Raw genomic sequence first — 12572 nt, forward strand, 5'->3', positions numbered from 1 at the left:
GGCTTCGTGAGGTGTGAGGCGTGAGGAGGACTCGATGAGTGCGACCCCGGGCGCCACGGACGGCACAGGCTCAGGCGGGCGGCGGGACGGGGGCCGTCCCGCGCCGCGCAGGCCTCGCGCCCGGCTGCGGCTGTCGGGGGCCGATCCCTGGTCGGTCATGACGACCAGCTTCCTGATATCGCTCACTCTGGGGGTCTGCTCGATCGTGACCGTCGCTCTGCTGTGGGGCCTGCTGAGCCTGGTCGGAGCGGTGGCCTGGCGGTCGCTGGGCTGGGCGCTCGCCCTCACCGCAGGCCTAGCGCTGCTCGAGGTCGCGCTGACCACCGCACTGGCGACACTGGCCGCCTTCCTCTACAACATGTCGGCCGGCCTCGGAGGCGGCGTCGAGCTGACGGTGACCGAGGACGAGTGACGGGTGGATCCTGCCGGTGCGCTGCCGGAGCATTCCGGGCGTGATGCGACGACAGGCGGTGACGGTCGGCGTCGATCTCGCCGCGAGCACCCGGCGCACCGCCGTGTGCCGGATGCTGTGGGGCGGCGGGCCCGGGGTGACGGCGGAGTTCCTGGAGCCCGAGGGGGACGACGGCCTGCTGGCCGTGATCCGGTCGGCCGACAAGACCGGCCTGGACTGTCCTCTCGGCTGGCCGTCGAGCTTCGTGGCGACGGTCGGGGCGCATCACCGGGGTGAACCGCTGCCGCCTCCCGCCGGGTACGGCAAACACGCGGACGGAAGACCGGGCCTTGACCCGCTGCGGTTCCGGCTGACCGACGACATCACCTGGAAGGCGACCGCCATGCGGCCCCCGCTGTCGGTGTCCACCGATCTGCTGGGTGTCGTGGCGCTGCGGGCGGCGCGGCTGCTGGACGTCCTCGCGGCGACGGGGGCGGAGGTGCCCCGGGACGGCTCCGGAGCGGTCGCCGAGGTCTACCCGGCTGCCGCGCTGCGGCGCTGGGGGATCCGCCCCGCCGGCAGCTACAAGCGAGCGGCGCCCGAGGCACGGGCCGTCCGCGAGCACATCATCGGCTCGGTCGAGGCCGGGTTGGGGGCGCCCCTGCCCGGGGCCGTCCGGGAGCGGTGCGCCGACAGCCACGACCACCTCGACGCCCTGGTCTGCGCCCTGGTCGCCCGCGCCGTCCTGGTCGGGGACACCGTGGGGCCGCGTACCGCGGACGAGCGCGCCGCAGCGGCACGGGAGGGCTGGATCCACCTGCCGGGGCCGGACCTCGCCGCACTCCACCGCTGAAGCGGCGCCGGCGCCGTCCGGCTTCGGAGCCCCGAACACATCGAGGAGGCCGGCCGGCTGCCGTGCGGCCGGCCGGCCTGTCGGGCGGACTACCGCAGCGGCGGCGTGCCACCGTGCCGGAGGCCGCCCGTGCCCGGGCCGGCACAGGCGCCCGCGGCACACGCGGTGAGCCACGTGTCGAAGTCGGTGTCGTAGCGGGTGCCGATGCCGTCGTACACGGCGTAGCCGCCCGGATAGTCACCGAGCCGGAAGTGGGCGAGCATCCGCCGGATGTCCTCCGGGTGCCTTTCGAACATGTAGCGGACCGCGAGGTAGCCCCACGGGTAGGTGCGGGTCACGTCGCTGTTGGCGTAGGTGTTCTGGAACAGCGTGCTCAGTGTGTAGGTGTGCCTGCCCGCCTCGGCGACCGCCTGGTCGTCGGTCATGCCGCGGTAGCTGTAGGAGACGTATTCGGCCAGGCCTTCGATCCACCAGACGTCCGGCACCGCCGTCTGCTGGGAGAAGTCGCCCTTCATGTCGTCGCGGGCGTCCAGGTAGTGCGTGTACTCGTGGTTGAGGTTCCAGATCCGGGCCGTGAAGCCGTCGTCGTACCCCTTCTGGTACATGATCGAGAGGGGCTGGTTGCGGGGGTCGGCCGGGTCCCCCACCAGGGTGATGCCGCCGTTGTCCGTGCTGACGCCGAAGATCGCCCCGGCGTAGGTCCGGTAGTCGGCGCGGTCGGCGAACACGACGAGCTGGACGGTCGATTCGTACTGCCCGGTTATCGGTCCCTCGTCCTTGACGAGGCCGTGGAAGTACGGGTCCTGGCCGGCCAGGCTCGCGCACGTGGCGTCGAGGTCGGCGGCGGTCAGGGCCTGCGCCCGGATGGTGTGGGTCGCGTCGCAGGTGTGGGTGATGGGCAGCGCCGCCTTCGCCAGCCGGCCGGCGAGGTCGCAGACGCCGTAGTACGAGCAGTGGGCCTTGTCGTAGGAATCCGCCTGGGTCGCGACGGCGACCCACAGCCCGGCTGTGGGCCCGGTGATCCGCGATGCCTTCAAAAGGCCCTTGACCAGCGGGCGGACCGTGGCCCGGAGGCCGGGATGCTCGATGTGGCGGGCCAGGATCATGCCCGCGTTGGAGTCCAGGTGGGCGAGGTCGGTCCGCAGCAGGTTCCGGTGGTCGAGCGCGAACGTGTGGAGCGTGTCGAGGATGCGGGGGTCGGCGGTGACCGCGTCGACGTAGGCGGTGTTCCAGTTTCCGCGCCACAGGGGCGTGTAGACGTCGTTGACGGCTGCCACCATGCCGGCGACGGCGTCGTAGGAGCTGTCGTATCCGCTCAGCACCCTGCGGTAGACGTCCAGGTAACGCGCCTGCAGGTCGGCACTGTCGGTGAGGATGATGACGTCGCCCAGGACGTCGCCGTTCGCGGAGGTGACGTCCCTGGCGTGCCTGCGGGCGAAGAAGGCGTCCAGGCCCCGGGTCGTGGCCGTGGTCAGGGCCGTCCCGTAGGGACCGACGTCGGACGGGTTGTTGAACTGCACGTAGTAGCCGGCCCGCAGGAACAGGACGAGTTGCCATATGCCGGCCGAGTTGTCGCCGCCGTATCGCCGCGCCGTGTGCGTGAAGGCCTGGGCGACGGTGACCATCTGGGGCTCACGGAAGATCGCGCGTGCGTCCGTACCCGTGACGGCGAACAGGCTGTTGACACACTCCACGGTCGAGGTCGTGACGAAGGCCACGAGTGCGGACCCGCTCCGGCCGCCGAAGTCGGAGGGGGCGCAGGGCCTCGCTTCGGACGCGGTCCTCGGCCCGGTGGCGGCGGGCGGTTGATGCGCGGGCGACTCGGCCCGTAGCGGCGGGAGGCGGTCCGGCGTGACCCGTCGGCCCTGTACGGCCCGGTCCGAGGCGCCGAAGTCCGAGCCGGTCGGAGGCACGGCAGGTGTCGTGGTCGGGGATGCGGTGACGGCGTCGGTGCGGGCCGGGGCCGGGGCGGCGAGCGCCGGTGTCGTCAGGAGGCCGACGGCGGCGGCACAGACGGCGAGGGCGCCGGCCGCGCGTCTGGGCAGGGCGGAGCGGTAGCGCATCTGGGCTCCTTCACGGATAGATGCGCCTCGGAAGCGGTGATGAGGCGTGAGAGGCACCTTCTCAATGGCCGGTGGTCCTCACAATGGGGTGTGACATAGCACATTGCATGGCGGGGCATAACACCTGGCATGGCATCCGGCCGGATGTGCGTGGAGCTACGTCACGGTCATGCGCCACGTCCGCGGGGCTCACGTCCTCAGGTGCGGAGAGCGGGCGACGAGGTCCTGATAGGCCGTGGTGGCGCAGACGTGGAGCGTCTCGGCCAGTTCCTCGGGAACCCTCTCGCGCCGCCAGGCCAGCACGTAGCGGCACCACAGCGGTGTGCCCAGCAGTGGTTTGACCAGCACGCCCGGCGTCGGCCTGAGGGTCGCCTGCACCAGGGACACTCCGAGACCGTCGGCGATCATGTGCTGCAACTGCGTCCGGTCGCCGAGGAATTCGTGCACCACCGCAGGTGAGAAACCGGCCGCCTCGCATGCCGCGTAGAAGACTCCCGGCCAGCCCGCCCCGTCGTCGGGTGTCACGAACCACGCCTCCTCCGCCAGGTCGGCGAGCGCGACTTGTCGGTGGTGTCTGAGGCGGTGGCACGACGGCAGAGCCACGAAGGTCGGCTCGGTGGCGATCCCCCGATGTGCCACCGCGGCCGAGTGGCGCAACTCCCTGCCCGGGTAGTCCGCGGCGATGGCCGCCTCCACCACGCCCTCCTGAAGGAGCTCGACGATCCGGGAGGACGCGTACACGCTGCTCACCGTGATCGACACGTCCGGCAGCCGGCGCCGGATCCGGACCACCATGCCCGGCAGAATCGGCGAGTTGGTCGCGGCCACGCGCAGGGCCCGGCGCGTTCTCGCGGGGCTCCCGCACGGACGGCTCCCGATCGCCTCCATGCGGGCGAGGACATCCCGTGCCCGGGCCACGACCTCCACGCCGTACCTGGTGAGCCGCACGCCCGACGCGCCTCGCTCGAACAGCTGCTCACCGAAGTGGCGCTCGATGCGCTGGAGTTGGGTACTCATGGCCGGTTGCGAGTACCCCAGGTCCGCCGCGGCCCGGCCCACGCTCCCCGCGTCGGCGATCGCGCACAGCACGCGCAGGTGCCGAAGCTCCAACTCCATCGGCCCTCTCCCCTCCGCGTCACCGACCCCGGGCGGTACCGGCGGAGGGGAAGCGTTCCATCGCTCCGTCCCGCCCACAAGACGGTGATGAGCCCTGGTGGTTCAGTTCCGCACGGGCGTCAGTTCGGCGAGAAGGACGGTCCGGTCGTCGGTGCCGTCCGTGGCCGGCGTGTCGTGCAGCAGCCGACGGCCCAGCGTTTGCAGGGCGCCCGGGCCGGTGGAGCCCGCCGACGCGGCGGCGTACGAGTCCAGGAGGCCGGCGAGGGCGGCGATGCCCTGGTCGATGTCGGTGTGGCGGGATTCCACCAGGCCGTCGCTGTAGAGCAGCAGCAGCGCGGGCTCGGGCACATGCAGCACGGTCGGCTCGTAGGTGCCCGTGCCCAGGCCCAGCGGCAGGCCGGCGCTGGTGAGCGAGACCGGTGCGGCCCGTCCGTCCGGGCCCCGGATCAGCGGCGGAGGGTGACCGGCGCCGACGAACGTGCAGGTACGCCGTTGCGCGTCCCACTCGGCGTACATGCACGTGGCGAATGAGGCACCGGGGGTGTCGCAGGCGAGTGCGTCGAGTCGGCGCATCAGCTCCGCCGGGGCGATGTCGATGCTCGCCAGAGTGCGCACGGCGGTACGCAGCTGGATCATGGCGACCGCCGACTCCGGGCCGTGCCCCATGGCGTCCCCGACGACCAGACCGATTCGGCCGCCCGGCCGGGACAACACGTCGAACCAGTCGCCGCCGATGATGTTGTCGTGTCCGGCGGGAAGATAGCCGTGGGCGATGCGGCAGCCCTCGAACTCTCGCGCGGTGGCGGGGAGCAGGCTTCGCCGGATGGCCAGAGCGGTCCGGCGCTCACGCTCGTACCGGCGTGCGTTGTCCAGGGCCACGCAGGCCCGCGCGGCCAGCGACTCGACGGCCGCGGCCTCGTCGAGCCGGAAGCGGGCCCGGTGCGGGCCACGACTGCCGACGATGAAACCGACGGCGGTGCCGCGCAGATGCAGCGGCACCACGAGGAAGGAAACCGTCTGCAGGAGACGGTTGATCCGGGTCGCGTCGCCGCTGGAGGCGGTGAGGCGTTCGGTGGTGTGGGCGTCGACCGCGTCGAGCAGTTGGGTGCGCCGGGTGGCCAGGGCGCGCGCGTAGGGCGTCTCGCGCGGAAAGACGATCACCTCGCCGACCGGCAGTATGCCCTCCCAGTCCTCCGCCGCGTCCGTCCCCACGCGCAGCGCGAGCCGGCGGGCCTCGATCTGCGGCGGGTCCGCGACGGCGTAGGCGTTCTCCTCGACGAGCCAGCGCTGCAGCAGGTACACCGATGCCGCGTCGCAGAACCCGGGCGTCAGCGCGTGCACGATATGACTGCCCGTCAGATGGAGGTCGAGCTCCGAGCCGATGACGTCCGCCGCCGGGGAGAAGGGAAGCCGACGGGGCGAGCTTGCGGCCGCAGGTGCTTCGTCGAAGTGGCTGCGCGCTTCGTTCCGCAGGGTCGTGCCTTTCCGGGTGGTGGCCGGGTGCGGCCAGCGGCAGGGGATCGCCTCGCCGCGTGGTCGCTGACAACTATATGATGAGACATCAAGATCATTGTTGATTGGGGGAGTTGGGGTGCCGGATCACGAGGGTCTCCCGCGGGGCGGCGATCCCGACAAGGCGAGCGTCGCCCGGATGTACGACGCCATGCTGGGCGGGCAGCACAACTTCGCGATCGACCGGGAGGCGCTGGCGGCGTTCACCGCCATCGACCCCCAGGTCCGCACCCTGGCGCGGGCCAACCGCGCCTTTCTCCAGCGGGCCGTGCGCCACCTGATCGGGGCCGGGGTGCGGCAGTTCATCGACCTCGGCTCGGGCATTCCCACCCAGGGCAACGTGCACGAGGTGGCGCAGGAGGCCGGCCCGGGAGCGCGGGTGATCTACGTGGACAACGACCCGGTGGCCGTGGCCCACAGCGCCTCCCTGCTCGCCGACAACCCGCACGCGGACATCGTCGACGCCGACATCCGAAGGCCGCGGGACATCCTGTCCTCGCCGCAGGTGCGGAAACTGATCGACTTCGAGCAGCCGGTCGCCGTACTGATGATCACGATCCTGCACTTCATCACGCCCGAGGAGAACCCGGCCGGCATCGTGGCCGCCTTCCGGGACGCCGTCCCCGAGGGCAGCTGGCTGGCGATGAGCCATGCCACGAACCAGGACCGGCCGGACACGGCCGCCGCCGTGGGCAAGCTGTACCGGTCGCGGGCGACATCGCCGGTCACCGCACGCTCCCGCGACGAGATCCTCACCCTCTTCGACGGCTTCGACCTGGTGGAGCCCGGCCTGGTCCACGTACCGCTGTGGCGCCCGGACGCGGAGGACCCGGTGCCGGACAACCCGCGGGAGTACTGGGTGTACGCGGGCGTGGGCCGCAAGGGCCGCTGAGGTCGCCACGCTCCGGCCGCCGCCTTGACTTCGAGTGCACGCGAAGATCTAGCGTGCACGACATGGCTCACCGGGAACAGGCCGTGGGCGGCGGTCGCCGGGCGGGCGTCCCGCCACACGGCCGTGCGCGGGACCTCGGTGCACGCCGGACTCCGCCGCCTGCCGGACTGTGCCGCATCCGGACCTCCGGGATGCCGATGCGGCTGATTCGCTGCTCCATGGAGTTGAGGGGGCCGGTGAGCCACGAGGCCGCAGCAGGGTGAGCCTCGCGCTTCGCACGCACCCGCGAAGCCAAGGACAACATCGTAAGGAAGGGCTGAGACGCACATGAAGCAGCGCAGGCTTCGGGACCTGGAGGTTTCCGCCATCGGTCTCGGCTGCATGGGGATGTCCGCCTTCTACGGCACCGCCGACGAGGACGAGGGCATCAGGACCATCCGGCGCGCCCTCGAGCTGGGCGTCACGTTCCTGGACACCGCACAGCTCTACGGCCCGCTCACGAACGAGACGCTGATCGGCCGTGCGATCAAGGGACACCGCGACGAGTACGTGATCGCGACCAAGTTCAACTACCGGATGGACGGCGCCGTCCCCGGGGACATCAGCACCATCGGGCGGCAGGACGGCTCGGCCGAGCATGTGCGCAGCTCCGTCCATGGCTCGCTCAAGCGGCTGGGGACCGACTACATCGACCTGTACTACCAGCACCGCGTCGACCCGAACGTGCCGATCGAGGAGACCGTCGGGGCGATGGCGGAGCTGGTCGCGGAGGGCAAGGTGCGCCACATCGGCCTCAGCGAGGCCGGGGCGGAGACGCTGCGCCGCGCGAACGCCGTCCACCCGATCACCGCGGTGCAGACCGAGTACTCGCTGTGGTCCCGCGACCCGGAGGCCGCGGTGCTGCCCACCTGCCGTGAGCTGGGGATCGGGTTCGTCCCCTACTCGCCCCTCGGGCGCGGCTTCCTCGCGGGCCGGTTCACCTCGCCGGAGGAACTCGACGAGGGCGACTTCCGGCGCAACGGCCCCCGCTTCACCGGGGAGAACCTGAAGGCGAATCTCAGGCTGACCGAGAAGGTGAAGGAGATCGCCACCGAGAAGGGCGTGACCCCGGCGCAGCTCGCTCTCGCCTGGGTGCTCGCGCAGGGCGAGGACCTGGTCCCGATCCCGGGCACCAAGCGCCGCACCTACCTCGAACAGAACGCCGCCGCGGTCGACGTCGAGCTGACGAAGGACGACCTCGCCCGGATCGACGCGGAACTCCCGCCGCCGGCGGGCGACCGCTACGACGAGGCGGGGATGGCGGCCGTCGATCTCTAGGGCCGTGGATGTCCCTCACCACCTCAGGGATTGCCCCTCGGCACACGGGTACCCGGTGGTGGCCGCCGGTGAGGGAGCGCATCCGTGCCGTCGTGGTGGGGAACCGATGGCGCAGGGGCCACCGGGGTATGGGCGGCCGTGAGGAGGAGCGACCGTATGAAAGCCACGGACGACCTTCCCGTCGTGCGGACCCTCGGCGAGCTGGGGGCTCTGGTGGGCCGCGACTCCGACCTCTATGTCCGCTGGTCGCGGGGACCCTCCGCCGATCTGGGGAACGCGAAGAGCAGGGACGACCTCACCGGCGTCCCGATGCCGGGGCTGTCGGCCAACCCTCTCGGGGTCGAGCCCTGGTGGGGGGACCGGCCCGTCGAGCTGTGGGTGGCCCGGCGGCTGCACGACTACTCGCACCTGCCCCGTGAGAAGGGGGAGGGTGTGCGTCCCTGGGTTCTGCGAGGCCGGGTCGAGGGGCGCGGGCCCGACAACGAGCCCCTGGTGCGGGACGTCGAGCCGGTCGGCTGGGTCGACGAGAAGGTCATCAGGGAGGCGCAGACCGAGGTCGACCGCCAGTCCGGCTCCTGGGGGCCGCTGCGCCGCGACGACGGACGCTGAGCGGCCGGACACGCGGCGGGGCCCCCGGTCCATCGGACCGGGGGCCCCGCCCATGGGCGCTCCTCCGCGTCAGCGCTTGAAGATGTCCTTCGCCTTCTCCTTCATCTGGCGCATGTCGCCCTTCGACTTCTTGCCTCGACCTTCGGCCGTCACGGACTCATTGCCGAGCGCGCGGCCGAACGTCTCCTTGATCTTGCCCTTGGCCTGTTCGTACTTCGCCTTGGCCTTCTGTTCTCCAGCCACCGTTGCTCCTCCACGTCGCACTTCGACTGGGGGTCACTCACCACGTCGAGTGATCGGTGGTGCGGCACCCAAACATGGGCGGGCCGATCGGCACGGTAACCGGTGCGTCCCCCTGCCGCTTCCCTATGACGGCTGTCATGATGTGTGCTATGACCGCTGTCATAGCCGGCCGATCCGGGTGCGAGGCCGGACGAGTCGAGGGGGCAGGGTGAGAAACGTTTCTTCCCGGCTGATGTGGGAGCTCTCGGAGCCGGTGCACGACCTTGTGTACTTCGCCCCGGAGGCGCGCCGGGCCGCCGACGAGGCCGGGATGCGCGGCTTCTGGATGGGCTACTTCGGTCTGCGCGCCGCGCCGCTCGGTCCTGTGCCCGCGGCGGTGGTGACCAGCAGTTTCTATGTCTTCCACCCCGACCGGGTAGCGCGGGCCCTGCCCGACGCGTGGCGGTACGCGACACCGTCGGACCTGCTGGCGGCCAGGGAGCGGGCGGTGGACCGCGCCATGCGGCGGCTGTACGGGGACGAGGCCGTGCACGGCGAGCTGATGGCGGAGGCGGCGGATCTCGCCTGGCACGCGGCTCAGGCGGCCGACACCGCGGGACGGGTGCTCGGCGCGGCCAACCAGGCGCTGGAACGCCCTGGCCGGCCGCACGTACGGCTCTGGCAGGCGGCGACCACACTCCGCGAACACCGCGGTGACGGGCATGTCGCCGTGTTGGTGAGCCGGGGCATCGGCCCGGTCGAGGCGATGGTGCTCAAGGCGGCCGCGGGAGAGTCGGACGGCGCGTTGCTGCGTGCGGGCCGGAAATGGGACGCCGCCACCTGGCAGGGCACCGAGGCGCTGTTGCGGGAGCGCGGGTGGATCGACGGCGGCGGGCGTCTGACCGCTGCGGGAGCGGCCGAGCGCCACGCGATCGAAGAGGCGACCGACGCCGCCGCGGAGGCGCCGTGGCGGGCGCTCGGTCACGATGCCACCACGCGACTGGCCGAACTGCTCGCCCCGTTGGCCCGGAAGGTGGCGGCCTCAAGAGTCATCCCGTCCGGCAACCCGGTCGGGGTCACCGGCGTCGGGCTGCCCGGCCCCGCCTGATCGGGGAGGACCGGGATCAGTCCCAGAGGGAATACGTCACCACGCGTCCGGACCCGTCCGGCCGGCTGCCGGTGTAGGTGAGGGTCATCCGGGTGTAGTGCTGCAGCTGCGGGCGCTTCTTCCAGGGCTGCGGGTGGTCGAGCCGCACCTTGACCGGATACCGGTGGAACGTGCCCGCCGCGCAGTACGGCCTGCAGTCGTTGACCATGTTGACGGCCTCGGCCACCGCCGAGCTCGGCCCCCACTGCGACCAGTGGACCGAGGACAGGAGGCTGTTGCCGTCACCACAGGCGATCATGAAGGCGCTCGGGCGTACCTCCGGTTGCCAGAAACAGTCGACGACCACGGGGCGCCCGGACTGCCGTGCCACGGTGTGTGCGGCGGACGGCACCGTGGCCGGGGCGGCGGACGCCGTTCCCATGACTGCTGCCAGCGATGCGACGGCGCCGAGCAGGACCGCCTTGGTGAGTGTTCGATTGCGCATGTCCGCTCCCGCCCGTCTGTCTCGGGTGTCTCCGGACTCCCGTGCCACGCTACGACCGTGCCAGGGGGTCCCACCACTTGTACCCAGTACGGCAGCTTCATCCCCCGTCGGGCAGGTTCATCCCCCGTCGGCCGGTGTGAACGTCACCTCCGCCGTGCCCACCGTGCCGCCGCGGCGCCCGGGGGCGCTGTGCCAGTTCCAGTACAGGTTGGTGTGTGCGATCACCTGCTCCGGGGACGGCGCGCCGTACTCCGTCAGGTCCTCCGTCGTGTGCGCGTCACCGACCAGCGTCACGTCGTAGCCGCGGACGAACGCGCCGTGGAGGGTGGACCGTATGCATTGGTCGGTCTGGGCACCGGTGACGACGAGCCGGCCCACTCCGCGCTCGGCGAGCACCGTCTCCAGCTCGGTGTCCTCGAACGAGTCGCCGTAGAGCTTGTGGACCAGGGGCTCGTCATCGCGGCGCACCAGCTCCGGCACGTACTCCCAGCTCTCGCTGCCCCGCTTGAGCTGGTCGTCGGAGTGCTGCACCCAGACCACGGGCACGTCCTCCTCGCGGGCCCTGTCGACCAGCGTGCCGATGTTCGCGATCACGCTGTCGCGGCGGGGCGTGCCCGCCATCACCCCCTTCTGGACGTCGATGACGAGCAGCGCGGTGTTCGGTCGGTCGGGCAGGGTCGTCATGGGGACTCCGTCGTCTCGTCTCTGGTCAGTGATCCTGTGCCGACGACCACAGTAGGACGGGGCACTGACAACGGGCCCCGGATCGCGCGTCCGTCAGCTCAGCAGTGCGGCCAGACGGCGCCAGGCTTCCCGGGGAAGCGAGTCGCGGGGCTGGTCGTCGACCACCTGGAGGGCCACATGATCCGCGCCCGCCGCCAGATGGGCCTCGATCCGTTCCCGGATCCGGTCGTCGTCGCCCCAGGCGAACAGCGCGTCGACCAGCCGGTCGCTGCCGCCGCCCGCGAAGTCGTCCTCGGTGAAGCCGAACCGGGCGAGCGCCTTGGTGTAGTTGGGCAGTCCGAGGTAGACGGCGAGGCCGCCGCGGGCCGTCGCACGGGCGCGGTCCGGGTCCGTCTCCAGGACCACCTTCGTCTCGGGAGCCAGCAGTGGGCCGTCACCGAGGATCGCGCGGGCCTCGGCCGTATGGTCGGTGGTCACCAGGTACGGGTGCGAACCCGCGGCGCGGTCGCGGGACAGCTCCAGCATCTTCGGCCCGAGCGCGGCCAGCACACGGCGTTCCGCCGGTACCCCGGCGGCGTCGAGCTCGTCCAGATAGCCGACCATGGCCGAGTACGGGCGGCGGTACTGGTCCGCCAGTTTCGCATGGCTCACGCCGAGCCCGAGCAGGAAGCGCCCCGGGTGGGTCCGCTCCAGCTCCGTGACGCTCGCCGCCGTGTCGCCGGCCTCGTACTGCCAGATGCTCTGGATGCCGGTCGCCACGACGAGCCGCGAGGTCGCCCCGATCAGCGGCACTGCGTGGCGCACCGCGCTGCTGCCGCCCAACCAGACCGCACCGAAGCCGAGTTCCTCCAGCTCGGCGGCCGCGTCGGCCAGTTCACCGCGCCTGGCCGGGTCCTCCGAACGCAGTCCGGCACTCCAGATGCCGTACCGCCCGACGGTCTCCTTCAACGATCCCACGCTGTCCGTGCTGGTGACGTCACCCATCGGTCCCGATCCCTCCGTACCCGGTACGGTGCGCCGGCCACGCACCACTTGATCACAGCAGAGCCCAACGGCCGCCCGACGCCGCGTATTCCACGCCGTGTCCCTCGAGGATCGGCGTCCGGACTCACCGCAGCAGACCCGGCAGCGGCGGCGGACGCAGCAGGTGGGGACCCGAACGACCTCGACGACCTGTACGAGGACGACATGCTCCAGCGCCTGGAGGAGCTTCGGACGGCGATCAGCACCTGCATCGCCACCCTCCGCAATGCCGCCCCGGCACGGTAGGGGGCCGAAGGTCCCCCACGAGGGGCCGAAGTGCCCCTCTCACCGATCCACG

At 71.6% G+C, this 12572-nt stretch carries 13 protein-coding genes; 6 read left to right on the plus strand and 7 right to left on the minus strand.

Annotation, left to right across the window (positions count from 1 at the left end; translation table 11 throughout):
* Positions 1-34: 34 nt before the first annotated feature.
* Both ACFYZE_RS08335 and ACFYZE_RS08340 read left to right on the plus strand, forming a co-directional pair.
* Positions 35-412 (plus strand): DUF3566 domain-containing protein, encoded by a 378-nt coding sequence (locus ACFYZE_RS08335; RefSeq protein WP_388990133.1) that lies wholly within the window; start codon positions 35-37, stop codon positions 410-412.
* 43 nt (positions 413-455) lie between these two features.
* Positions 456-1244 carry a DUF429 domain-containing protein gene (locus ACFYZE_RS08340; RefSeq protein ID WP_388990580.1) on the plus strand — a complete coding sequence of 263 codons (789 nt, stop codon included), beginning with the start codon at positions 456-458 and terminating at the stop codon, positions 1242-1244.
* Between the two features lie 89 nt (positions 1245-1333).
* On the opposite strand, the gene ACFYZE_RS08345 is transcribed toward ACFYZE_RS08340, so the two are convergent.
* The 3 genes from ACFYZE_RS08345 to ACFYZE_RS08355 all read right to left on the minus strand — a co-directional run bounded on the left by ACFYZE_RS08345 (position 1334) and on the right by ACFYZE_RS08355 (position 5764).
* Positions 1334-3307, minus strand: a complete 1974-nt coding sequence (locus ACFYZE_RS08345) for a collagenase (protein ID WP_388990135.1) — start codon at positions 3305-3307, stop codon at positions 1334-1336.
* Between the two features lie 189 nt (positions 3308-3496).
* Positions 3497-4423 carry a LysR family transcriptional regulator gene (locus tag ACFYZE_RS08350; protein WP_388990137.1) on the minus strand — a complete coding sequence of 309 codons (927 nt, stop codon included), beginning with the start codon at positions 4421-4423 and terminating at the stop codon, positions 3497-3499.
* Positions 4424-4525: 102 nt separating this feature from the next.
* On the minus strand, positions 4526-5764 hold the full coding sequence (locus tag ACFYZE_RS08355) for a PP2C family protein-serine/threonine phosphatase (protein ID WP_388990139.1): 1239 nt from the start codon (positions 5762-5764) through the stop codon (positions 4526-4528).
* A 250-nt stretch (positions 5765-6014) separates the two neighbouring features.
* On the opposite strand from ACFYZE_RS08355, the gene ACFYZE_RS08360 reads away from it, so the two are divergent.
* The 3 genes from ACFYZE_RS08360 to ACFYZE_RS08370 all read left to right on the plus strand — a co-directional run bounded on the left by ACFYZE_RS08360 (position 6015) and on the right by ACFYZE_RS08370 (position 8753).
* Positions 6015-6827, plus strand: a complete 813-nt coding sequence (locus ACFYZE_RS08360; protein ID WP_388990141.1) for an SAM-dependent methyltransferase — start codon at positions 6015-6017, stop codon at positions 6825-6827.
* A 327-nt stretch (positions 6828-7154) separates the two neighbouring features.
* Entirely contained in the window at positions 7155-8144 is a 990-nt protein-coding gene (locus ACFYZE_RS08365; protein WP_388990143.1) for an aldo/keto reductase, read from the plus strand.
* A 156-nt stretch (positions 8145-8300) separates the two neighbouring features.
* Positions 8301-8753 carry a DUF6098 family protein gene (locus ACFYZE_RS08370; RefSeq protein WP_388990145.1) on the plus strand — a complete coding sequence of 151 codons (453 nt, stop codon included), beginning with the start codon at positions 8301-8303 and terminating at the stop codon, positions 8751-8753.
* Between the two features lie 69 nt (positions 8754-8822).
* On the opposite strand, the gene ACFYZE_RS08375 is transcribed toward ACFYZE_RS08370, so the two are convergent.
* Positions 8823-8996, minus strand: a complete 174-nt coding sequence (locus ACFYZE_RS08375) for a CsbD family protein (RefSeq protein ID WP_200420256.1) — start codon at positions 8994-8996, stop codon at positions 8823-8825.
* Positions 8997-9204: 208 nt separating this feature from the next.
* On the opposite strand from ACFYZE_RS08375, the gene ACFYZE_RS08380 reads away from it, so the two are divergent.
* Positions 9205-10083 (plus strand): hypothetical protein, encoded by an 879-nt coding sequence (locus ACFYZE_RS08380; RefSeq protein WP_388990147.1) that lies wholly within the window; start codon positions 9205-9207, stop codon positions 10081-10083.
* Positions 10084-10099: 16 nt separating this feature from the next.
* On the opposite strand, the gene ACFYZE_RS08385 is transcribed toward ACFYZE_RS08380, so the two are convergent.
* The 3 genes from ACFYZE_RS08385 to ACFYZE_RS08395 all read right to left on the minus strand — a co-directional run bounded on the left by ACFYZE_RS08385 (position 10100) and on the right by ACFYZE_RS08395 (position 12235).
* Positions 10100-10567 (minus strand): hypothetical protein, encoded by a 468-nt coding sequence (locus ACFYZE_RS08385; protein ID WP_388990149.1) that lies wholly within the window; start codon positions 10565-10567, stop codon positions 10100-10102.
* A 117-nt stretch (positions 10568-10684) separates the two neighbouring features.
* Positions 10685-11251 carry a cysteine hydrolase family protein gene (locus tag ACFYZE_RS08390; RefSeq protein ID WP_388990151.1) on the minus strand — a complete coding sequence of 189 codons (567 nt, stop codon included), beginning with the start codon at positions 11249-11251 and terminating at the stop codon, positions 10685-10687.
* A gap of 93 nt (positions 11252-11344) precedes the next feature.
* Positions 11345-12235, minus strand: a complete 891-nt coding sequence (locus ACFYZE_RS08395; RefSeq protein WP_388990153.1) for an LLM class F420-dependent oxidoreductase — start codon at positions 12233-12235, stop codon at positions 11345-11347.
* Positions 12236-12572: the final 337 nt, after the last annotated feature.

The organism is Streptomyces sp. NPDC001796 (assembly GCF_042892355.1).
Taxonomy (GTDB): Bacteria; Actinomycetota; Actinomycetes; order Streptomycetales; family Streptomycetaceae; genus Streptomyces.